Annotated in this window: 18 protein-coding genes; 9 read left to right on the top strand and 9 right to left on the bottom strand. The window is 70.9% G+C overall.

Annotated features, from left to right (window positions below; translation table 11 throughout):
- Window positions 1-4: 4 nt before the first annotated feature.
- Window positions 5-1,921, top strand: a complete 1,917-nt coding sequence (locus J2847_RS11145) for a nitric oxide reductase activation protein NorD (protein WP_209779048.1) — start codon at window positions 5-7, stop codon at window positions 1,919-1,921.
- Window positions 1,922-1,957: 36 nt separating this feature from the next.
- On the opposite strand, the gene J2847_RS11140 is transcribed toward J2847_RS11145, so the two are convergent.
- The 4 genes from J2847_RS11140 to J2847_RS11125 all read right to left on the bottom strand — a co-directional run bounded on the left by J2847_RS11140 (window position 1,958) and on the right by J2847_RS11125 (window position 6,449).
- Entirely contained in the window at window positions 1,958-2,419 is a 462-nt protein-coding gene (locus tag J2847_RS11140; RefSeq protein WP_209779047.1) for a hypothetical protein, read from the bottom strand.
- A complete protein-coding gene (locus J2847_RS11135; RefSeq protein WP_209779046.1) occupies window positions 2,419-3,978 on the bottom strand; it encodes a GspE/PulE family protein in 1,560 nt (519 codons plus the stop codon). The genes J2847_RS11140 and J2847_RS11135 overlap by 1 nt, the downstream gene beginning before the upstream one ends.
- Window positions 3,966-5,630: a hypothetical protein gene (locus J2847_RS11130; RefSeq protein ID WP_209779045.1), complete on the bottom strand. Its 1,665-nt coding sequence runs from the start codon at window positions 5,628-5,630 to the stop codon at window positions 3,966-3,968. The genes J2847_RS11135 and J2847_RS11130 overlap by 13 nt, the downstream gene beginning before the upstream one ends.
- A gap of 156 nt (window positions 5,631-5,786) precedes the next feature.
- Window positions 5,787-6,449, bottom strand: a complete 663-nt coding sequence (locus J2847_RS11125; protein ID WP_209779044.1) for a hypothetical protein — start codon at window positions 6,447-6,449, stop codon at window positions 5,787-5,789.
- A gap of 397 nt (window positions 6,450-6,846) precedes the next feature.
- Here J2847_RS11125 and J2847_RS11120 point away from each other — a divergent pair, with 397 nt between their 5' ends.
- The 7 genes from J2847_RS11120 (at window position 6,847) to J2847_RS11090 (ending at window position 15,097) form a co-directional block, all read left to right on the top strand.
- Window positions 6,847-7,485, top strand: a complete 639-nt coding sequence (locus tag J2847_RS11120; protein ID WP_233474443.1) for a GntR family transcriptional regulator — start codon at window positions 6,847-6,849, stop codon at window positions 7,483-7,485.
- A 283-nt stretch (window positions 7,486-7,768) separates the two neighbouring features.
- Window positions 7,769-8,524, top strand: coding sequence for an enoyl-CoA hydratase/isomerase family protein (locus tag J2847_RS11115; protein WP_325169376.1), 756 nt, complete (start codon window positions 7,769-7,771; stop codon window positions 8,522-8,524).
- A gap of 47 nt (window positions 8,525-8,571) precedes the next feature.
- A complete protein-coding gene (locus J2847_RS11110; RefSeq protein WP_209779041.1) occupies window positions 8,572-10,071 on the top strand; it encodes an aldehyde dehydrogenase family protein in 1,500 nt (499 codons plus the stop codon).
- Between the two features lie 56 nt (window positions 10,072-10,127).
- Complete coding sequence (locus J2847_RS11105) at window positions 10,128-11,336, top strand: ABC transporter substrate-binding protein (protein ID WP_209779040.1); 1,209 nt, start codon at window positions 10,128-10,130, stop codon at window positions 11,334-11,336.
- 239 nt (window positions 11,337-11,575) lie between these two features.
- Window positions 11,576-12,487, top strand: coding sequence for a 3-hydroxyisobutyrate dehydrogenase (gene mmsB, locus J2847_RS11100; RefSeq protein WP_209779039.1), 912 nt, complete (start codon window positions 11,576-11,578; stop codon window positions 12,485-12,487).
- A gap of 2 nt (window positions 12,488-12,489) precedes the next feature.
- Window positions 12,490-13,512: a quinone oxidoreductase family protein gene (locus tag J2847_RS11095; RefSeq protein WP_209779038.1), complete on the top strand. Its 1,023-nt coding sequence runs from the start codon at window positions 12,490-12,492 to the stop codon at window positions 13,510-13,512.
- 37 nt (window positions 13,513-13,549) lie between these two features.
- Complete coding sequence (locus tag J2847_RS11090; protein WP_233474442.1) at window positions 13,550-15,097, top strand: AMP-binding protein; 1,548 nt, start codon at window positions 13,550-13,552, stop codon at window positions 15,095-15,097.
- Window positions 15,098-15,152: 55 nt separating this feature from the next.
- Here J2847_RS11090 and pobA read toward each other — a convergent pair whose 3' ends face one another.
- Window positions 15,153-16,325 (bottom strand): 4-hydroxybenzoate 3-monooxygenase, encoded by a 1,173-nt coding sequence (gene pobA, locus J2847_RS11085; RefSeq protein ID WP_209779037.1) that lies wholly within the window; start codon window positions 16,323-16,325, stop codon window positions 15,153-15,155.
- A 276-nt stretch (window positions 16,326-16,601) separates the two neighbouring features.
- On the opposite strand from pobA, the gene J2847_RS11080 reads away from it, so the two are divergent.
- Window positions 16,602-17,522: a helix-turn-helix domain-containing protein gene (locus J2847_RS11080; RefSeq protein WP_209779036.1), complete on the top strand. Its 921-nt coding sequence runs from the start codon at window positions 16,602-16,604 to the stop codon at window positions 17,520-17,522.
- Between the two features lie 24 nt (window positions 17,523-17,546).
- On the opposite strand, the gene J2847_RS11075 is transcribed toward J2847_RS11080, so the two are convergent.
- The 4 genes from J2847_RS11075 to J2847_RS11060 all read right to left on the bottom strand — a co-directional run bounded on the left by J2847_RS11075 (window position 17,547) and on the right by J2847_RS11060 (window position 22,491).
- The gene (locus tag J2847_RS11075; protein ID WP_209779035.1) at window positions 17,547-19,883 is read right to left on the bottom strand and encodes an Orn/Lys/Arg family decarboxylase; all 2,337 of its coding nucleotides are present in this window, start codon (window positions 19,881-19,883) and stop codon (window positions 17,547-17,549) included.
- A 55-nt stretch (window positions 19,884-19,938) separates the two neighbouring features.
- A complete protein-coding gene (locus J2847_RS11070; protein ID WP_209779034.1) occupies window positions 19,939-20,565 on the bottom strand; it encodes a GNAT family N-acetyltransferase in 627 nt (208 codons plus the stop codon).
- Between the two features lie 123 nt (window positions 20,566-20,688).
- Window positions 20,689-21,765, bottom strand: coding sequence for a PA0069 family radical SAM protein (locus J2847_RS11065; protein ID WP_209779033.1), 1,077 nt, complete (start codon window positions 21,763-21,765; stop codon window positions 20,689-20,691).
- 63 nt (window positions 21,766-21,828) lie between these two features.
- A complete protein-coding gene (locus tag J2847_RS11060; RefSeq protein WP_325169375.1) occupies window positions 21,829-22,491 on the bottom strand; it encodes a TetR/AcrR family transcriptional regulator in 663 nt (220 codons plus the stop codon).
- Between the last annotated feature and the right edge of the window lie 88 nt (window positions 22,492-22,579).

Genomic DNA, 22,579 nt, shown 5'->3' with positions numbered 1-22,579 from the left:
GGTTATGATCGCGTTGTTCGAGCCGGAGGAAACCATCGGCCGGCTGTGGCATCGTCTGGTCGGCAACCGGTCGAGCTACCCGCGCCACCCGGAGGCGGCGGTGACGCTGGAGTCGCTGCGCCCGCGCCTCGCCGTCTTCTTCCGCGCGCTGGGCGGCGACCGCGGCGTGCGGCTGTCCTCCGGCAGCGCCGCCGGGTCGGACCACCGGCTGTCCCTGATGGCCCGCATCGGGCTGGGGACCGAGCGGGTCGAGCGGCCGGCGCTCGACGGCGACGTGCTCCAGCTTCCGGCGGCGATCGACCTGTTTCCCGATCCCCGGATGAACGAGCGGCTGTACGAGTGGCTCGCCGCCTATTTCGCCCACGCCGAGCCGGCGGTGCCGGCCGGCGACCCGTTGCAGGCCGACCTCCAGGCGCTGCGCGACGCCGCCCGCACCACGGCGCGGGTGCTGGCGCGCTGGCCGGGGCTCGCCGCCCATCACGCGGAACTGGCCGCCGCCGTCGCCGCGATCCGCCCGCTCCGCCGCCTGCCGCCGGTCGAGGCCGCCGTGGAGCGCGCGACGCTCGTCCTGCTCGGCGCGGCCGACGCCGACGCCGAGGTCGAGCGCATGCTCGATCCCGCCTTTCCCCTGAGCGCCTTTCCGGCGCCCTTCGAGTACCGCCGGCTGTTGCCGGTGCCGCTCTGGGGGCTGGCGACCGGGATGGCGGGCAACGACGCGGCGACCGCCGACGACGGCCCCATCGAGAGCCCGGCCGCGCGGGAGGGCGACGGCCGCCGCCGCAAGGCGACCCGGCGGGCGACCGACCAGATCAAGCGCGACGACCCGCTGATCCTGAACCGCTTCGAGAAGATGCTGAGCCTCGCCGAGGCGCTGAACATCCCGCGCGCGGTCGACGACGACGACGCGGACAACGCCCGCAAGGCGGCCGACGATCTCGACGAGATCGCCGTCGGCACGCACCAGCGCAAGGCGTCGACCACGCTGAAGCTCGACCTCGATCTGGCGCCGCCGGCCATCGACGTCACCCCGCTCGCCGCCACCCTGACCTATCCGGAATGGGACCATCGTCGTCACGCTCACCACCCCCACCATTGCCGGGTGATCGCCGAGACCGCCCCGGCCGAGGGCGAGGCGTGGCAACCCGACGAGACGGCGCTGCGCCGCATCCGTCAAGTGCGCCGCCAGTTCGAGGCGCTGCGTCCGCGCCGCATCCTGTTCACTGGCCAGAGCGACGGCGAGGAGCTGGATCTGGCGGCGCTGGTGCGCAGCCGCGCCGACCTGCGCGCCGGCGGGGCCGGCAGCGACCGCGTGCATTGCCAGGCCCGCAGCGCGGCGCGCGATCTGGCGGTGGCGGTGCTGGTCGACGCCTCGCTGTCCACCGACGGCTGGATCGACGGGCGCCGCGTGCTCGACGTGGAGAAGGAGGCGCTGCTGGCGCTGACCCATGGGCTGACCGCCTGCGGCGACGACCACGCGCTCTACGCCTTCACCTCCAAACGGCGCGACTGGGTGCGGGTGCAGACGCTGAAGGGCTTCGGCGAGCCGCTGGGATCCACGGTGACGCGCCGCATCGGCGCGTTGAAGCCCGGCTGGTACACCCGCATGGGCGCCGCCATCCGCCACGCCGCCGCCCGGCTCGCCGAACGGCCGAACCGCCACCGGCTGCTGGTGGTGCTGTCGGACGGCAAGCCGAACGACATCGACCATTACGAGGGCCGCTACGGCATCGAGGACACCCGGCAGGCGATCCGCGAGGCCCGCAAGGACGGGCTGGCGGTGTTCGGCGTCACCATCGACGCCGAGGCGCGCGACTATGTGCCCTATCTGTTCGGGCGCGGCGCCTACGCGATCTTCCCGCAGGCCGCCCACCTGACCAAGGCGCTGCCGGCGCTCTACCGGCAGGTCGCCGGCAACCCGTGACCCGGCGCGCATGGCCCCGGACGAAACCGGCGCGCTTCAGGGTCTCTGCATCCACAAGGTGGCGGCGATCGTGCCGTCCGGCGTGCCGCCGTCGCCGCCGCACTCCCGCGTGACGTCGTAGAGCCCCTGCGGGCGCCGCGTCGACAGGGCGTTCAGCGCGTTGCGGACCGGGGCCTTGGCCGGGTCGCCGGACAGCGGGCCGGACAGGCAGAACCAGACCCCCTCCGCTTGGACGCCGTAGGACCAGGACAGCCCCGCCACGGCCGCCGGCAGGCTGCCATGGGCGGGAAACAGCGCCGTCCGCCACGCGTCGGCGGCGGGGGCGGCCGCTCCCGTGGCCTGCCGGCTGCGGAAGGCGCTTTCGAGCGACGAGAAGCCGGCGTCGGCCTGGGAGGCGAGACGGTTGGCGGTCGCAGCACCAGGGTTGACGTACTGGATGCCGCCCGCCACCGCCATGGCCATCAGGGCGATGGCGAACACCGCCTGGACGATCGGCATCAGCGGGGCGTCCGTGGCCGGGGCCGCGGCCTGGCCGGCGGGGATGGGACCGGCGCGCGCGGCTCCATCCCCGCCGCCTCGCTGCCGAAGACCCGGCGCAGCTCGGCGGCCGTGGTCAGGCCGGCGTGGAACTTGGCGACGGCGTCGTCGAACAGGGTCGGCCAGTTCCGCCCGCCCTTGGCGGCGGCGACCACGGCGGCGGGATCCTCGAAGACCGCGCATTCGCTGATCGCCGTGCGGCCATTGTAGCCGCTCTCGCCGCAGGCGGCGCAGCCGGCGCCGTTGCAGTCCTGGCAGGTGGCGCGGATCAGCGACTGCACCATGACGCCGCGCAGCAAGCCCTTGATGTCGTGGGCCGGGACGCCGAGGTGGCGCAGCCGGTCGATGGCGCCGTTGACCGAGCCGGTGTGCAGCGTGGTCAGCACCATGTGGCCGGTGTCGGCGGCGCGCACGGCCATCTGCGCCGTCTCCTCGTCGCGCACCTCGCCCAGCACGATGACGTCGGGATCGGCGCGCATGAAGGTGCGGACGACGCGGGCGAAATCGAGCTTCACCGCCGGGTTGACGTTGACCTGCCCGGTGTAGGCCATGCGGTACTCCACCGGATCCTCGATGCTGTAGATCGCCCGGCCCAGCCGGTCCATCTCGCGCACCGTGGCGGTCAGGGTGGTGGATTTGCCCGAGCCGGTCGGGCCGCAGACCAGGCACAGCCCATGGCGGCGGTCCACCGCGCGCCGCCAGTCGGCGACCCGGCTGAGACCCAGCGTGTCGAGATTGGGCTGCACCCGCTCGGCGTCGAGAATGCGCATCACGATGATCTCGCCGTCCACCGAGGGCACGGTGGTGACGCGCAGATCGACCGGCCGCCCCTGGTGCTCGACCTCGAAGCGGCCCTCCTGCGGCAGCCGCCGTTCGGCCAGATCCATGCCGGAGCGGTCCTTGATGCGGGCGGCGAGGGTCGCGGCGGGGGCGGCGGCCGTCTCGTCCATCAGCCGGCGGATGCCGTCGACGCGCAGGAAGACGCTGCATGTCTTGCGGCGCGGCACGATGTGGATGTCGGACGCCCCGGCCTCCACCGCGCGGGCGACGAGCTGGCCGACCGGGTCGCCGTCCTCTCCGCCGTCCTGGCTGCGGCGGACTCGGTCGAGGAACTCGTCGTACTGGTCGGGGACGAAGGCGCTGAAGCGGATCGTCTTGCCGGGGTAATAGGCGGCGACCACCCGCTCGGCCACGGATTCCTCGTGCAGGGTGGCGACCTGGACCGTCTCGGCGTTGAGGCCGGTGACGATGATCGCGTGGCGCTCCAGCAGCGGCAGCGGGATCGGCGTGCCGCCGAGCGCGGTCGGCGTCTCCAACGCCGTCTCGTGGCTGACCTGGGCCTCGTTCAGGTCGGCGCGGGCGAGGAAGCCGTTGCGCACCAGGATGGCGCCCAGCGGCTCGCCGGTCACCCGCTGCTCGGCGAGCGCGGCGTCGAGGATGCCGCGCGTCACCAGCCCCTTGCGCAGCAGATAGCCGGCCAGTTCCTCGCGGAAGGCGGCGGATGGCTTCAGGACCGGCATGTCCAGCTCGCGCGGTTGGCGACGGCGGCGGCGGCCACGTTCGGCTGTGCCAGCGCGGCGGCGGCCCCCCCGGCGGCGAGTCGCCCGACGTCGCCTGCGGCCACCGCCGGCTGGGCGAACAGGGCGCCCTGGGCGCAGCGCCCGCCCGGCGCCGACCAGATCTGGGTGTTGGGGTCGGCGATGACGTGCGAGCCGCCGAGATCGAGCACGGCGGCGCTGCCCGGCCGCGCCGACGGGCCGCCGACGACCGAGGCCTTCATCTCAAGCTGGCCGTTCTCCACCACCACGCCGAAGGGCATTCCGTTGTCCATGGCCACGTCGGTGCGGTCGAGGATCGCCCGCCCGCCGCCGCTGCGCAAGGCCGCCATCGGCAGCCCGCGCCCGCGCACCTGGAGAAGCGGGCGGCGGTTCTCCGCCGTGAAGGTGATGGCGGCGCCCAGCGTGGAGACCAGCGCGCTGCGCCCGGCGCCGACCGTGGCATCGACCACCGCGTCGCGAAACAGCGCGCTGCCGCCGTCGACCAGCACCCCGTCGCCGCCGGGCGCCGACAGCGCCAGCCGCCCGCCGGCGACGTCGAGCCGGGCATGCGCCACCCGCAGGGCGGCGACCCGGCCGGTGACGATGGCGTTGCTGCCGGCGAAGGTGAGCTGGGTGCCGGGCAGCGCCTCGACCGGCATCTCGAAGGCGATGTTCTCGACCCGCGCGTCGGTCGGCAGGCGCAGGGCCTGGTCGGGCGGGCTGGTCGCCAGCACCACGCCGGCGCCGTCCCCCTTCAGCACCAGCCGCAGCGCGCGGCCGCCGCCGCCCGGCGGATCGGCGGCCAGCGCCTGGACGAGCGCCGCCGGGATTTCGTGGCGGCCGGGGGCCAGCCGCAGCACCATGGTCGCCGGCCGGGTCGCCTGCCAGTGGCCGAGCGCCGCCGGCAGCGCCATCGCGTCGGCCGGCGTGGTGCCGCTGGCGTCGCCGAGCGCCGCCGGGGCGACGTAGCGGGTGACCGTCGCCGAGGCCGCCAGCGCCGCCAGATCGGCCGACGCGCCGCGGGTGACGGCGACGGCGCTGCCCTCGGCGGCGGCGATCTGGCCGTCCTTGAAGGTCAGGGCGGCGCAGTCGGGCAGGGCGGTGGAGCCGATCGGCGGCGCCACGATGGCGGCGACGACCCCGGCGCGCGCCAGTTCCGCCGGGGCGGCGGGGGCGGCGGCGACGTAGCTCCGGCCGCCCGCCGCCGTTCCCGGCGGCCAGGCGGCGGTCTGCACCTGCGACGCCGCGCGGTCGGCGGCGGGGGCGAAGACGCAATAGCCGTAGACGGCGCCCCAGGGCGTCCGCGTGCCGGGCAGCAGCCAGCGCGGCAGGGTGCCCGCCGGCTGGACGGCGGCGACCTTGGCGGTGGTCTTGCCGTTGCTGGCCTGCGCCTTCGCGGCCTGGGTTCCGGCCGGTCGCGGCGGCGGATCCTCGGGGGCCGGCGGGCTGGCGACGCCGTCGTTGTCGAGCGTGCGCAGGTTGGCCTCCACCAGGGCGGCGAGGCGGTGCATCTCGGCGGCGCTGCGCTGGGCCTGGCTGATGCGGTTGGAGGCGTCCACCATGGTGTAGGCGGTGTAGCCGGTCGTCGCCACCAGCGAGATGGCCATGATCGTCATCAGGATCAGCGAGGTCACGGCGGAAATCCCCGAGGCAGCGGCCCGTCGGCGCGCACTCTACCCCGCCGCGCCGTGCGGAACCAATCCCGGCGGCGGCGGGACGCCCGCATCAAAAAAGCGATCGCCCCGGCCGAAAGGGACCGGGGCGACGGTGTCGGGCGACGGCGGTGTCGCTTAGAACTTGTAGTAGGCCACGAACTTGTTGTCGTCGGCCGGGGACGCGCCGGCGACGTTGTTCAGCGTCAGGGCGGAGGCGGTGGTGACCTGGACGCAACCGAACTTGTAGCCGGTGAAGGCGGCAACGAAGGCGGCCTGGGTTCCCACCGAGAGCACCAGACCGGTGCCGGGCGCCGCCAGCGTGCCGGTGGCGCTGATCTGGCCACCGGCGCGGGCGATTTCCGTGCATTGCGACAGGGCGGTGCTGGTCAGCACCAGGAAGACGCCGCCGTTGGCGAAATTGGAGTTGATGGTCAGGCCGGACGCCGTTGCGGGGTTCGTCAGGTCGAGCGCGATGCGGGATGCGCCGCCGCCCCAACTGGCGGCGATGGTGGGCGCCGTCGGCACGGCGGCGAGATAGCCGGTGCCGATCAGGTCGGTCTGCGTCGCCGCTCCGGTCATGCTGGGGAAGGTCGCGCCGGCCGCGGCCAGGGTGGTGGTGTTGCCGTTGGAGGCGTAGAGCACCCAGGCGGCGTCGACCTGCGACAGCGACTGGATGATGCCGACGGCGGCGGCCTTCGGGCCCGCGCTCGTGAAGGCGGTGCCGACATAGAACACGCCCGCGGCGCCCATCACGGCGGTGAGGGCGACGGAAATGATGACCGTCAAAATATTGAACATGGGGGTCCCTTGAAAATGCCGGCACGTTGTTCTTCAGCGGGACGCAGAAAGTCGCGCTTCCGAATCGCTCCGGAAACTATTTCGAGTCCAACCATCCTGATTCCCACTGTTGAGGATTTCAGTGCAAAACTGTTTATGACTCGTTAATCTCGCGGTCTCGTTGATTTGAGTACGGATGATAAAACCGACGTGGGCACCGGGGGCGACCTTCGGCGATGCGTCACGCGGCGCCCTCCGGTCTGGAGGGAAGGCATTCTGGATGGTGCACCAAATCATATTTTTGGTATCCCAAACCGCTTGACCGCCGTATCGGCGACCGCCACATTGCGCCTGTGCGCGGCCCCACTTTTGCTCGGAATCGGTGATGCAGCCTGAGAAACCAAGCCGGGTCTCGGAAATGCGCCAGATCCTCGAACAGGAAATCCTGGACGGGGCGATCAGGCCCGGAGAGCGCCTCGACGAGCGGGCGCTGGCCGACCGCTTCGGCGTGTCGCGCACGCCCGTGCGCGAGGTTCTGTCGCAGCTCGGCTCGACCGGACTGGTGGCCATCCGGCCGGGAGCCGGGGCGTCGGTGGTCCGCATGTCGGCCAAGCAGCTCGTCAACATGATGGAGGTGCTGATCGAGCTGGAGGCGCTGGCCGCCGGTCTCGCGGCGCGGCGCATGGGAATGGCGGAGCGCGGCCGGCTCGCCGCCGTGCACGAGGAAAGCCGCGCCGCCGCGCAGGCCGGCGACATCCAGGATTACGACCGGCTGAATCGCGAGCTTCACGAGCTGATCTACGCCGGCAGCCGCAACGAGCATCTGGAGCAGCAGGCGAAGTTCATCCGCGGCCGGATGCGCATCTACCGCCAGTACCCGTTCCAGCACACCGCCCGCCCGCTGAAGTCCTACAACGAGCATGACCTCGTGGTGAAGGCGATCCTCGAAGGCGACAGCGACGCCGCCCGGATGCACATGCACGGCCACATGACCGTCGGCGGCAGCATCTTCGTCGACATGGTCGTCGGCATGCCGGCAATCGGCGACACTGAATAGCACCCGGCGTTTTCGTTCCGATCGCAGCGGCCCGCCGGCTCCCTCGGCGGGCCGCTTTGCATTTGCGGGCATCCCGGTCCACCATAGGGCGGCCACGGATTGTTCGCATTCCCATCTTTTTCGGATTGCATTCCATAAATCACGTTTGGTATACCATTCAGCGTGAACGGAGCGATCCAGGCCGAAGTTGGTATCCCTTCACCACGAACGGAAAAACATGACACCGGGACACAGGATGAGCGGTTCTCCAGAAACCGGAACGGACGCGGCGGGAACGACGCCCGTGCTTACGACGGACGGCGCGGTCGCGACGATCCGCTTCAACCGCCCCCGGCAGCACAACCGGCTCGATTCGGCGGACATCGCCGCCTTGCACGAGCGGATCGAGTCGGCCGAGGCGGATCCCGCTCTGCGCGTCCTCGTGCTGACCGGCAGCGGGCCGAGCTTCTCGTCGGGCTATGACCTGGGCGCCGCGCAGAACTCGGAACGCGCCGCTCCGGACGCGGACTCCTGCGACGACGGCGAGGTCGCCTTCTCCCGCCTGTGCGACCGGGTCGAGGCGATCCGCATGCCGACGATCTGCGCCCTGAACGGCGGCGTCTATGGCGGTTCCACCGATCTGGCGCTCGCCTGCGACTTCCGCGTCGGCGTGACCGGCATGCGGATGCGCATGCCCGCCGCCCAGCTCGGCATCCATTTCTACCCGAGCGGCCTGCGCCGCTACGTGTCGCGGCTCGGCCTCGCCACCACCAAGCGGCTGTTCCTCACCGCCGAGACGATCGGGGCGGAGGAGATGCTGCGCGTCGGCTTCCTCGACCGGCTGGTCGAGCCCGACGGGCTGGACGCCGCGGTGGCGGAACTGGCCGGGCGCATCGCCGCCTGCGCGCCGCAGGCGACCGCCGGCATCAAGCGCTCGCTCAACGAGCTGGCGCGCGGCACGCTGGACGACCGGGCCGGAGAGGCGGCCTTCCGCGCCAGCCTGCATTCCGACGAGTTCGCCGACGCCCTGAAGGCCTGGTCGCAGCGCCGACCGTCCTGAACGGCTCCTCCAGGCAGGCAACCGACAACAGAGAACCGAGACGACCCATGGCCGACCAGACCCTCGTCCCCACCCTGGATCCCCACGCCCTCGCGCGGGATCTGTCCGGTCTTCTCCTGATCGACGGCGCGCTGCGCCCGGCGCTGTCGGGTGCGACCTTCGACGTCGTCAACCCGGCGACCGGCGACGTCGTCGCCACCGCCGCCGAGGGCGGCGAGCGCGACGTCGACGCGGCGGTGACGGCCGCCGCGAAGGCCCAGCGGGACTGGGCGCGCCGGCCGGCCCGCGAGCGTGGCAAGCTGGTCGCCGAGGCCGGCCGCCGCCTCACCGATCACGCCGAGGAGATCGGCCGGCTGCTCGCCCTGGAGACCGGCAAGGCGATCCGCACCGAAAGCCGGGTCGAGGCGACGCTGGTCTCCGACACGCTGGCCTTCTATGGCGGCCTCGCCTCGGAGCTGAAGGGCGAGACGGTGCCCTTCAGCCCCACCATGCTGACCTTCACCCAGCGCGAGCCGATCGGCGTCGTCGGCGCCATCATCCCGTGGAACGTGCCGCTCTACCTGATGGCGCTGAAGATCGCCCCGGCGCTGGTCGCCGGCAACGCGGTCGTCGTCAAGTCGGCCGAGGAGGCGCCGCTCGCCGCCCTGCGGGTCATCCAGGTGATGAACCAGGTGCTGCCGGCCGGCGTGCTGAACATCCTGTCGGGCGACGGCCCCGGCTGCGGCGCGCCGCTGGTCGCGCATCCGGGGGTGGGCAAGGTCACGTTCACCGGCTCGGTCGAGACCGGCAAGATCATCTCGCATCTGGCCGCCGACAAGCTGATCCCGGTCACGCTGGAACTGGGCGGCAAGAGCCCGATGATCGTGATGGGCGACGCCGACCTCGACCGCGCCATCGACGGCGCCGTCGCCGGCATGCGCTTCACCCGCCAGGGCCAGAGCTGCACCGCCGCCTCGCGCATCCTCGTCCATGAGAGCCTGCACGACGCCTTCGTGACCAAGCTGAAGGCCAAGGTCGACGCCATGACCATGGGCGACCCGCTGGACGAGGCGACCGACATCGGCACCATCATCTCGCCCCAGCAGTTCGAGCGGGTGCGGCGCTACATCGCGCTCGGCGAGGCGACGGCCGGCGCCACCGCGCACCGCTGCGCCGCCCTGCCGGCCGACGAGCGGCTCACGCGCGGCCTGTTCGTGCAGCCGGTGATCTTCACCGGCATCCCCAACGACCACGCGCTGGCGCGCGAGGAGATCTTCGGGCCGGTGACCTGCGTGATCGCGTTCAGCGACTACGAGGAGGCGCTGGCGATGGCCAACGACAGCGACTTCGGCCTCGCCGCCACCATCTGGACGCGCGACCTGCGCACCGCGATGGACGCGACCCGGCGGCTCCAGGCCGGCTTCGTGCAGGTGAACCAGAATCTGGTCGTGCAGCCGGGCCTGTCCTACGGCGGCGTCAAGCAGTCGGGGCTGGGCAAGGAGGCGTCCTTCGAGGCGATGCTCGACCACTTCACCCACAAGAAGACGGTCATCATCAACATGACATGACCCTGACCTGAACCAGGAGCCGGCGCGGCAAGCCGGCCAAACGGGAGGAAAGCACCATGAAGACCCCCATTCTCGCCGCCGCCCTGGCGACGGCGTCGCTGGCGGCCGCCGGAACCGCGCAGGCCGGCCCGGACGCCATCCGCATCGGCGTGCTCAACGACCAGACCGGGCTCTACGCCGATTTCGGCGGCATCGGCTCGGTCGAGGCCGCCAAGCTGGCGGTGGAGGAATTCGGCGGCACGGTTCTCGGCAAGAAGATCGAGATCATCACCGCCGACCACCAGAACAAGCCGGACATCGGCCTGACCATCGCCCGCGAATGGTTCGACGTGCGGAAGGTCGACGCCATCGCCGAGATGACCAACTCGGCCATCGCCATCGGCGTGCAGAATCTGGCGAAGGAGCGCGGCCGGATCACGCTCGCCACCGCCGCCGGCACCACCCGCCTGACCAACGAGGATTGCTCGCCGACCAGCTTCCACTGGATGTGGGACACCTATTCGCAGGCGACCGGCACCGCGCGCGCCGTGCTCCAGGGCGGCGATAAGAACTGGTTCATGCTGTCGGCCGACTACGCCTTCGGCCACCAGATGGCGGCGGAGCTGTCGAAGACCGTGCTCGAGGGCGGCGGCACGGTGGTCGGGCAGGTCAAGCACCCGATCGGCAGCGCCGACTTCTCCTCCTTCCTGCTCCAGGCGCAGGCGTCGAAGGCCCAGGTCATCGGGCTGGCCAACGGCGGCACCGACACCTCCAACGCGATCAAGCAGGCGGCGGAGTTCGGCATCACCGACGGCGGCCAGAAGCTGATCGGGCTGGCCGTCATGATCAGCGACGTGCACGCGCTCGGCCTCGCCAGCGCCAAGGGGCTGATCGCCACCGACGGTTATTACTGGGACCGCGACGAGGGCAGCCGCGAACTGGCCCGCCGCTTCGAGGCGCGCATGAAGCGCAAGCCGAACATGGTGCAGGCCGGCGTCTATTCCGCCGTGCTGCATTACCTGAAGGCGATGCAGGCCGCCGGCACCGACGACGGCAAGGTGGTGGCCGAGAAGATGCGCGAGCTTCCCGTCGACGACCTGATCACCAAGGGCGCCAAGGTCCGCGCCGATGGCCGCGTCGCCCGTGACATGTACCTGATCCAGGTAAAGAGCCCGGCGGAATCCAAGGGTCCGTGGGACTATTACAAGATCCTCCGCACCATTCCGGCGGAGCAGGCGACGATGCCGCTCAGCGAGAGCAAGTGCTATCTGGTCAAGAAGAGCTGAGGGCCGCGAGCAACCTTGAACGGCCCTCTTTCCCCCGGGGAGAGGGAGGGGACCCGCCGCGAAGCGGTGGGGAGGGTGAGGGGGCCGGCGCGCGGAGCGCGCGCCGTGAAGGGGCATCCTGCCCCTTCGCCCATCCTCTTTCGCAAACTTCTCGCCACGCATCCCCCTCACCCAGCCCTCTCCCCAGGGGGAGAGGGCTTTGCAGGCCGTACCGATCGACTCCCAAAAGGACTGAAACCATGGCACGGATTGCCTTCATCGGGCTCGGCAACATGGGCCGCCCCATGTGCGAGAATCTCGTCAAGGCCGGCAACGACGTCGTCGGCTACGACATCGCCCCGGCGATGCGCGACGCCTACGCCGCCGCCGGTGGCCGCGTGGCCGCAACGCTGGCCGAGGCGCTGGCCGAGGCCGACACCGTCATCAGCATGATCCCGACCGGCAAGCATGTGCGCGCCGCCTACGAGGGGGAGGGCGGGGTCTTCGCGCTCGCCCGCTCCGGCACGCTGATGATCGACTGCTCGACCATCGACGTCGACAGCGCGCAGGCGGTCAGCAAGGCGGCGTCGGCCGCCGGCTTCGTGATGGTCGATGCCCCGGTGTCCGGCGCGGTGCCGGCGGCGCAGGCCGGCGCCCTGACCTTCATGGTCGGCGGCACCGCCGAGGGCTACGAGCGCGCCAAGCCGATCCTGACCGGCATGGGGAAGAACCTGTTCCATGTCGGCGCGTCGGGCAGCGGCAACGCCATGAAGATCTGCAACAACATGATGGCCGGCATGAGCATGGTCGCCATCAGCGAGGTCTTCACCCTGGCGGAGAAGCTCGGTCTCGACAACCAGGCGGTCTACGACGTCGTCACCCGCTCGTCGGGCAACTGCTGGGCCCTACAGGTCTACTGCCCGGTGCCGGGGCCGGTGCCGACCTCGCCGGCCAACCGCGACTACCAGCCGGGCTTCACGGCGGCGATGATGCTGAAGGACATGCGGTTGTCCCAGCAGGCCGCCAGCGCCAGCGGCGCCGCGACCCCGCTCGCCGGCAGCTCCGCCGCCTTCTACCAGATGCTGGTCGAGAGCGGCCACGGCGCCAAGGATTTCAGCGCGGTCTTCGAGCTGATCTCCGGCCGCCTCGGCCGTTCGCCGGCGGAGGGCTGAGCATGACCGGCACCACGCTCCGGGGAGGCACGGTCCAGGCGATCCGCGTCCACCAGCCCGGCGGCCCCGAGGCGCTGGTGCTGGAGGATGTCGAACTGCCGCCTCCCGGTCCGGGGCAGGCGCTGGTCCGCCACACGGCGATCGGCGTCAACCTGATCGACACCTACCACCGCTCCGCCCTGTCCGGGCAGTACGCGATCCCGCGCCCGGCCGTGCTGGGCGTGGAGGCGGCGGGAATCGTCGAGGCGGTCGGCCCCGGCGTCGGGACGGTCCGGCCGGGCGACCGCGTCGCCTACTGGATGCTGCTCGGCGCCTACGCTCAGGCGCGCCTCGTCCCCGCCGAGCGCCTCGTCAAACTGCCGGACACGGTGTCGGACGAGGTGGCGGCGGCGGCCATGGTCAAGGGCACGACCGCGCAGTATCTGCTGCACCGCGTGCACCCGGTGAAGGCCGGCGACGCGCTGCTCGTCCACGCCGCCGCCGGCGGGGTCGGACAGATCCTCTGCCAATGGGCGTCCAGCCTGGGCGCCACGGTGATCGGCACGGTCGGCTCGCCGGAGAAGCTGGCCGTCGCCCGGGCCGCCGGCTGCGAGCATGTGATCCTGTCCCGTGGCGAGGATCAGGACGGGGAGGATTTCGTCGCCCGCGTCCGCGACGTCACCGGCGGACGCGGCGTCGACGTGGTCTATGATTCCGTGGGGCAGGATACCTTCCTGCGCTCGCTCGACTGCCTGCGGCCCTTCGGCCTGATGGTGAATTACGGGCAGGCCAGCGGCCCGGTGCCGCCCTTCGACATCGGCGTGCTGGCGCAGAAGGGCTCGCTGTTCCTTGCCAAGCCGACTCTGGCGACCGTCACCCGGACCCGCGCCGACATCGAGGCGCTGGCCGCCGGCCTGTTCGCGGCGCTGGAGGAAGGACGCGTCCGCGTCGAGGTCTCCCGCCGCGCGCCGCTGGCCGAGGCGGCGGCGGTGCATCGCGACCTGGAAGCCCGGCGCACCACCGGGTCGATCGTGCTGCTGCCCTGAAAGAACGATCAAGCGCCAGACGGCGACTGGAACCCCAATGATGACCGAGAACCTCTACAATCTGCTTCTGCCGTCCGACCCGCGCGACGACGCGCGCCCCGCCCTTCAGACCGGGACCGGCGCGGCGTGGAGCTACGGAGACCTGCGGCGGACGGCGGGGCGGATCGCCCGGCTGCTCCATGAGTCCGGCGTCGGCCGTGGCGACCGGGTGGCGGTGCAGGTGGAAAAGTCGCCGGAGGCCCTGTGCCTCTATCTCGCGACCTTGCGGATCGGCGCCATCTATCTGCCGCTGAACACCGCCTACACCCTGACCGAGCTGCGCTATTTTCTCGGCGACGCCGAGCCGGCGGTCTTCGTCGGCCCGCCGCAGTCGGCGGCCGAGGTCGCGGCGCTCGACCCGGCCCCGGCCGGACGCCTGTTCACGCTCGACGGGGACGGCGGCGGCAGCCTGACGGCGGCCTGCCGCGACCTCGACCCGTGGGACGGCACCGCCGACATGGCGGCTGACGACGTGGCGGCGATCCTCTACACCTCGGGCACCACCGGGCGGCCCAAGGGCGCCATGATCACCCACGGCAACCTCGGCTACACCACGCGCACGCTGGCCGGGCTGTGGGGGATCGCCGACACCGACGTGCTGCTGCACGCGCTGCCCGTCTTCCACGCGCACGGCCTGTTCATCGCCGCCAACCCGGTGCTGTTCGCCCGCGGCTCCATTCTGTTCCTCTCCAGGTTCAGCGCCGACCGCGTGATCGATCTGCTGCCGCGCGCGACGCTGTTCATGGGGGTGCCGACGCTCTACACGCGGCTGCTCGCCGACCCGCGCCTGACCCCGGATCTGTGCCGGGGGATGCGGCTGTTCACCTGCGGCTCGGCGCCGCTGTCGGCGGAGACCTTCGCGCGCTTCGAGGAACGCAGCGGCCATCGCATCCTCGAACGCTACGGCATGACCGAGACCGCGATCATCACCACCAACCCGCTGGACGGCGAACGGGTGCCCGGCACCGTCGGCTTTCCGCTGCCGGGGCTGGAGGTCCGCGTCACCGACGAGGGCGGACGGCCCCTGCCGCCGGGCGAGGAGGTCGGCGGGCTGGAGCTGCGCGGTCCCAACGTCTTCAAGGGCTATTGGCGGATGCCGGAGAAGACGGCGGCGGAGTTCCGCCCGGACGGATTCTTCATGACCGGCGATCTGGCGCGCCGCGCGGCGGACGGGCGCATCAGCATCGTCAGCCGCGCCAAGGACCTGATCATCTCGGGCGGCTACAACGTCTACCCGCGCGAGGTGGAGAGCGTGCTGGGCCGCATCGCGGGCGTGCGCGAGGCCGCCGTCATCGGCGTGCCGCATCCCGACTTCGGCGAGGGCGTGGTGGCGGTGGTCGAGCGCCAGCCGGACGCCCCCCCTCCCGATCCCGCCGCCGTCATCGCCGAGGCGGCGCGCGAGCTGGCCGGCTACAAGCTTCCCAAGATCGTGGTGGTGCAGGAGGAGCTTCCCCGCAACGCCATGGGCAAGGTGCAGAAGAACGAGCTGCGCGCGCGGCACAAGGACGTCTTCACGCTCCCCGTGCCAGCCACGCCGCGGGGCTGACGCGGAATGGCGGCCGGACCGGCCGGCCGCCATCCTTCCATCCCGGCAAGCCGGATCAGAACGGCAGCCCGACGTAGTTCTCCGCCAGGGAGCCGAGCGCCTTTTCCGACGAGAACAGATACTCCAGCTCCGTCTCTTGCAGCTTCGCCTCGTAGGAGCCGCTGTCCGGAAAACGGTGCAGCATCGTCGTCATCCACCAGGAGAAGCGCTGAGCCTTCCAGACCCGGGCCAGCGCCTTGCGGGAATAGTCGTCCAGACCCGCATCATCCCCCTTCTCGTAGTGATCGACCATGGCGTGATAGAGGTAGTAAATGTCCGACGCCGCGCTGTTCAGGCCGCGCGCGCCGGTCGGCGGCACGATGTGGGCGGCGTCGCCCGCCAGGAACAGGCGTCCGTAGCGCATCGGCTCGGCGACGAAGCTGCGCAGGGGGGCGATGCTCTTCTCGATCGACGGGCCGGTGATCAGGGAGGCGGCGACGTCGGCGGGCAGGCGGCGCTTCAGCTCGTCCCAGAACGCCTCGTCCGACCAGTCCTCCACCTTGTCGGTCAAGGGGACCTGGATGTAGTAGCGGCTGAGCACCTGCGAGCGCAGGGAGCAGAGCGCGAAGCCGCGCTCGTGCCTGGAATAGATCAGTTCCGGCGAAACCGGCTTGGTGCGGGACAGCACGCCGAGCCAGCCGAACGGATAGACCCGTTCATGCTCGCGCAGGATCTCCTTGGGGATCGACTTGCGGCTCACCCCATGGAAGCCGTCGGCGCCGATGACGAAGTCGCAATCGACGCGGACGATCCGGTCGCCGTCGCGGTAGGTGACGTAGGGGGCGTCGCTCTTCAGGTCGTGCGGCGTGACGTCGGCGGCGTCGTGGACGACCTTGCCGTCCATCCGGTCGCGCGCCTCGTAGAGGTCGCGGGTCAGCTCGGTCTGGCCATAGACGACCACCGAACTGCCGCCGGAATGCTTGTGCAGGTCGACACGGTCCATCACCCCGTCATGGGCGATGAAGAAGCCTTCGTGGATTTCCCCCTCGCGGTCCATCCGCTCGCCGCACCGGGCCTCGCGCATCAGCGCCGCGAAGCCATGCTCCAGCACGCCCGCCCGGATGCGGGCCAGGACATGCTCGCGGCTGTGCTTCTCCAGAACGATCGTGTCGATGCCCTTGAGGTGCAGGAGCTGGGACAGGAGCAGGCCGGAGGGCCCGCCACCGATGATGCAGACTTGGACTTTCATAACGTCTCCGATGGGTTGCCCGAGGTTGGGCCGTGTGAAATCCCCGACCATCCGCGACCGCGCCGCCGGCCGGGCCGTCCCTTGAACGGTGCCGGGGATGCGTTCCCGTGCCGGGCGGTTCGAAAGGCACGGCCGGGAAAGCCGCCGTTGATTGCCTCAGCGGATTGTCTGCACTCCAGACCGTTGAAGGATAGCCGCATGCCGCATGCGGTTGAATGGACGATGCGGCGGAAAAATTGTACTATTCGGACAAACTGACGGCCGGGGAGCGCGGACGTGGACACGAGGCGGGCGGGGAGGGCGGACACCGCCGGCCGGGTGGCGGCGTTCGGGCTGTATGGCGAGGACGCGTCGGCCCCCGACACCGAGTTCCTGCACATCGAGGACATCCACAGCCGCAGCTCGCTCCACGCGTGGGAGATCGGGGCGCACACCCACCGTGGCCTGTTCCAGGTCGTGGTGCTGCTGGAGGGCGGGGCGCGGGTCCGGCTCGACGACCGGACCCTGGAGCTGGCGCCGCAGGGCGCGGTGGTGGTGCCGCCGGCTGTCGTGCACGGTTTCCAGTTCCAGCCGGGCAGCCACGGCTATGTGCTGACGGTGGCCGAGGCGGTGCTGTTCGACGGCGCGCAGGCGCACAACCGCCCGCTGGTCGAGGGGCTGTTCCTGGCGGCGTGCGTCGTCGATCTCGCCGCGGACGCGCCGCTTCTCGGGCGGGTCGCGGCGCTGCTCGAACAGCTGATGGCGGAGTTCCGCCGGCCGCAGCTCGGCCAGACGATGATGTGCGTGTGGCTGTCGCGCAGCGTGCTGCTGCTGCTGGAGCGGCGGCGGGCGGCGGTGTCCGGGGCCACCGGGCCGGAGCGGGTGCGCACCGAACTCTTCGCCCGCTTCCGCACGCTGGTCGAGGAACACCACACGGAGCACTGGCCGGTGCCGCGCTACGCCGCCGCGCTGGGGATCACGGAATCACGGCTCAACCGCCTGTGCCGCCGTCTGGCCGACCGCTCCGCCTTCGAGGTGGTGCAGGACCGGCTGCTGCTGGAGGCGCGGCGGCGGCTGATCTACATCGCCGCCCCGGTGTCGGTGATCGCGTACGAGCTGGGGTTCCAGGATCCCGGCTATTTCAACCGCTTCTTCAAAAAACTGACCGGCACCACCCCGGCGGCCTTCCGCCGCCAGGCGCGCGGCGCGGAGGAATAGAGGCTCCCCGCGCCCGTCCGCCTTCTACTCCCGCGCCACATAGGTGAAGTAGCGGATGACGCCGCCGGCGTCGGTTTCACGGTAGAGCCCCTGGATCTCGTTGTCGAAGCCGGGGAAGCGGTTGGCGCTGTCCTGGAAGACCTTCAGATAGTCGATCATCGGCCTGGCCCGTTCGCACAGCCGTTCGCCGGGGACGATGGTGGCGATGCCCGGCGGGTAGACGACCCACAGGGTGGTGGCGACGCGGCCGGCGATCTCGTCGATCGGCAGGTAATCGACCGTGTTGCGCACCAGATGCCGCGTCGCCTCGCGCGGCGGCATCGCCATCTCCGGCAGGTGCCGGGGCTGGAAGATGGCGCGTTGCAGGGCGCTGGTGTCGCGTTCGCGGTAGAAGGCGTGCATCTCCGCGCACAGGTCGCGCAGGCGCCGGCCGAGGTAATGGGCGCGGCGCTTGGCGACGAATTCGGGGATGACCTCCTCCAGCGGCGCGTTGTCGTCGTGCAGCCGCTTGAAGGCGACCAGCCCGCTCAGCAGCGTCCCGGCCTTGCTCGATTCGACGCCCGGCGTCAGCAGGAACAGCAGGGAGTTGAGGTCGTTCTTTTCCGGGACGATGCGGTTCTCGCGCAGGAACTGCGCCACCACCGGTGCGGGGATGCCGTGGTCGCCGTAGGCGCCGCCGCGACGGTCGAAGCCGGGGGTCAGCAGCGTCAGCTTGTTCGGGTCGGTCATCGCGTAGCCCGGCTCGACATGCCGGAAGCCGTGCCAGTCGGCGCCGGGGGCGAACTCCCAATGGCGGACCTGGGTCGCCAGCTCGTCGGTCGGCACGTCCTCCCAGGCCGTGTCGATTCCGTCGCGGGTGACGCGGTCGGGCACGAAGGGGTCGAAGAACCAGCGGCGCGCCGGGTCGCTCTCGCGCTCCGCGAACTCGCGGCCGATGGCGCGGATCTTCTTGCGCAGTTCGATGCCCAGCCGGATGGTGTCGTCCCACAGCACCTCGCCCGACCGCCCCTTCATCATCTGCGCGCCGACATCCAGCGAGGCGAACAGCGGGTAGAAGGGCGAGGTCGAGGCGTGCAGCAGGAAGGTCTCGTTGAAGCGGCGGTGCTCGACCCGGCGGCGCTGGCCCTTGATGTGGCTGTCGCGCACATGGATCTGCGAGGCCTGCGAGAAGCTGGCGAGCTGCTTGTGCGTCGACTGGGTGGCGATGATGCCGGGGTGTCCCTCGTCCAGCCCCTCCAGCCCCATGGCGAAATGGCCCTTGAACAGCGGGTGGAACTTGAGGAAGCCGGCCCAGGCCTCGTCGAAGAGGATATAGTCGCAGAGCTTGCCGATCCGCTCCAGCATCATCCGCGCGTTGTAGATGGTGCCGTCGTAGCTGCATTGCTGGATCACCGCGGCGCGGAACGGGCGCTCGCGCTTCCAGGCGTCGGGGTCCTTGACCAGCGGGTTGCGGCGGATGCGCTCGCGGATCACCTCCTCGTCGAGTGCCCGCGGGTCGATCGGACCGATCAGGCCGTGGGCGTTGCGCTCGGTCTCCAGGAAGATCGGGATGCCGCCGCCGAGGAACAGGCCGCCATGGTGCGCCGCCTTGTGGTTGTTGCGGTCGAACAGCACGAGGTCGTCCTCGGCCACCAGGGCCGACAGCACGATCTTGTTCGAGGCCGAGGTGCCGTTCAGCACGAAATAGGTGCGCTCCGCCCCGAAGATGCGCGCCGCCTCCTTCTGCGCCTGGAGCGCCGGCCCTTCATGGATGAGCAGGTCGCCCATCTCCAGCACGGAGTTGTCGATGTCGTCGCGGAACACCGCCTCGCCGAGATGCTCGACGAAGATGCGGCCGATCGGGCTGCGGTTGTAGAAGATGCCGCCGTTGTGGCCGGGGCAGGTCCACAGCTGGTTGCCCTCCTCGGCGTAATCGACCAGCGCGCCGAAGAAAGGGGTCTTCAGGGTGTCGGCGTACTGCTTCAGCCGGCTGACCAGATTCTTGGCGATGAACTCCGGCGTCTCCTCCGCCAGGAAGATGTAGCCGTCGACCTGGTTCAGCACGTCGACCGGGATGTTCTCCAGCCGCTGGCGGCGCACCAGGAGGATGATCGGCATCTCCAATCCGCGCTGGCGGGCGAAGGCGATCAGCGAGGCCTGCTTGCCGTCGGCCCCGCGCTTGCCCCAGTCGACGATCATGCAGCCGATGGCGGCGTCGGTGCGGATCGCCAGCTCGGCGTCCTCGACCCGGCGGGCGCGCACCACCTCGAAGCCCATCCGCTCCACTTCCGACAGGATCTGCTGAAGCCGCAGGCCCTCCAGCTCGTCCACCTCGAAGGCGGGGGCGCAGACCAGGAAGTTGAAGCGGCGGAAGAAATCCATGCGAGGGGTCTCCGGGGAACGGGATGACGGAATGGAGGAACGGCAAAGCGGCGACTCAGCCGGCACCTTGCAGGCCGGCGCCTCGCGGGCCGGCGGCCGGCGGCATGGCGGGCCGGCGGTCCTGCGGCGGCTCGCGGTCGGCCGCCCCCAGCGGGCGCTGTAGGAAGACGCTGTCGGTCCAGCGCCCGAACTTGAAGCCGACCGCCCGCAGGATTCCCGCCCGCTGGAAACCGAAGGAGTCATGCAGGCGCAGCGACGGCTGGTTGGCGCTGTCGACCACGGCGATCATCTGGCGGCAGCCGGCGCGGGTGCAGGCGTCGATCAGCGCCGGCAGCAGCAGCCGGCCGATGCCGCGGCCCAGATGGTCCTTGTGGACGTAGATCGAGTGCTCGACCGTGTATCGGTAGGCCGGCCGCTTGCGGAAGGGCGCGGCGTAGGCGTAGCCGACCACCACCCCGCCCAACTCGGCGACGAGGTGCGGCAGCCGCCGTTTCAGCATCGCCTTGCGGCGGCGCTTCAGTTCCTCCGGATGCGGCGGTTCGACGTCGAAGGGGCCGAGCCCGTGCTGGATGTGGTGGGTGTAGATGTCCAGCATCGCCGGGACATCCTCCTCCACCGAGGCGCGGACATGCGCGGCCGGCGCGGAGAAGGCGGCGGGCGGCACGTCCGGGGGCGTGGCCATCGGTGAGGACAGGTCGTACACGAGCGGGCATCCCCTGGACGGACGGGTTCGGCACGGCGTCGTGCCCGCGCGCACGCTACCGCAGCTCCATGACAGGCGTATGACACCGGAAAGGAGCGGGGCTCACAGCAGCGTCAGTTGATCGCCGGGCGCCGGAGGGGGCCGGAAGTCGGCGCAGTTCAGGTCGGCGTCGCGTCCGTTGAGGCCGAGGCGCCGGCAGGCCAGCCTGAAGCGCTGCGACAGCAGCTCCGCGACCGGGCCGGTTCCCTTCATCCGGCTGCCGAACCGCGACCGGTACAGCTCGCCCTCGCGGCATTGGCGGATCAGGCTGAGCACGCGGTCGGCGCGGTTCGGCGCGTGCTCGCGCAGCCATTCCTCGAACAGGTCCTTGATCTCCAGCGGCAGGCGCAGCAGGATGTGGTTGGCCTGGACCGCCCCGGCCTCCGCCGCCGCCGCCAGGATCGCCTCCAGCTCGTGGTCGTTCAGCCCCGGGATCATCGGGCTGGCGAGCACCGCCACCGGGACGCCGGCCGCCGTCAGTTCCCGCATCGCGGCGAGGCGCCGGGGCGGCGCGCTGGCCCGCGGCTCCAGCCGGCGGGCGAGGTCGCGGTCGAGCGTGGTGAGGGAGAGGGCGACGTTGACCAGCCGCCTTTCCGCCATCGGCGCCAGGATGTCGAGGTCGCGCAGGACCAGCGCCGACTTGGTGATGACCATCACCGGCTGGTTGAAGTCGCGGCAGACCTCCAGGATGGCGCGGGTGATGCGCTGCTCCCGCTCGACCGGCTGGTAGGGGTCGGTGTTGGCGCCGAGCGCCAGCGGCTTGCAGACGTAGGATCTGGCCCGCAGCTCCGTGGCCAGCAGCTCGGCCGCCCTGGCCTTGCGGAAGATCCTCGTCTCGAAATCCAGCCCCGGCGACAGGCCGAGATAGGCGTGGGTCGGCCGGGCGAAGCAGTAGACGCAGGCGTGCTCGCAGCCCCGGTATGGATTGACGGAGCGCTCGAAGACGATGTCCGGGGAGGTGTTCCGGCTGATGACGGTCCGGGCGGAATCGTCGAACAGCAGGGTCCGGACCGGTTCGTCCGGACGCTCGCTGCCGCCCCAGCCGTCGTCGCCGAGCACGCGCACCTCGCGCTCGTAGCGCGAGGTCGTGTTGCTGATCGCTCCGCGCCCCTTCTGCGCCTGTCGCCGGATCTCGTCCATGAGCGCGAGCGTAGGCGAGAAGCGAAGGAACGTAAAGGGAACAATTGCCCGGACCGGGCGCCGTCAGGATGAGGGCGCGATCCCCCGCAGGAACAGGTCCACCACCTTGGCGACGAAGGCGCCCCGTTCCTCCTCGGGCGGCAACGGGCATTGGCCCATGACCAGCGCGCAGTAGGGGCCGCCCTGCATCGCCGCCATGAATTGCAGCGCGACGAAGGACGGATCCCCGGTCCGGATCAGACCACGCTCGGCCAGATGCTCGAACAAGGCGACGAAGGCCGCCATGCCCTTTTCCGGTCCGGCCTGGAAGAACAGCCGGGCGATCTCCGGCTGGCGCGCCGCCTCGCCCAGCACCGACTGGTGGACACGGATCGCCGCGTCGGACCAGAGCAGGTCGACGAAGCGCCGCCCGATCAGCAGCAGGATGTCGCGCAGCGGCAATTCGTCGAACTCGTCGGGCTGGAAGCGCATCCCCCGCCGGTCGCATTCGGCGGTGATGGTCGCGGAGAACAGCTCCTCCTTCGAGGGGAAGCGCGTGTAGAGCGTCGTCTTCGACACCCGTGCCCGCTGCGCCACGAGGTCCATCGACAAGGCGGCGTAGCCCATCTCCAGGATGATCTCGCGCGAAGCGGCCAATATCTGCTCGGCCTTGGCGTCCGGTTTGAAATCGTCGGGCTTGGAAACGGAAGGGGAAGGCGGTGTCAGGGCGTTGGCGGGTGGCTGCACTGAACTGTACCGTTCACTCTTGACGAAGGGGTGAGTGGAGAGTACCACGCTAGCAGTACGATACAGTCCAGTCCAGTGGGGAGACGTG

The organism is Azospirillum agricola (assembly GCF_017876095.1).
Taxonomy (GTDB): domain Bacteria; phylum Pseudomonadota; class Alphaproteobacteria; order Azospirillales; family Azospirillaceae; genus Azospirillum; species Azospirillum agricola.
The sequence above is the reverse complement of the archived record's forward strand: the minus strand, read 5'-3'. Positions and strand labels throughout refer to the sequence as shown.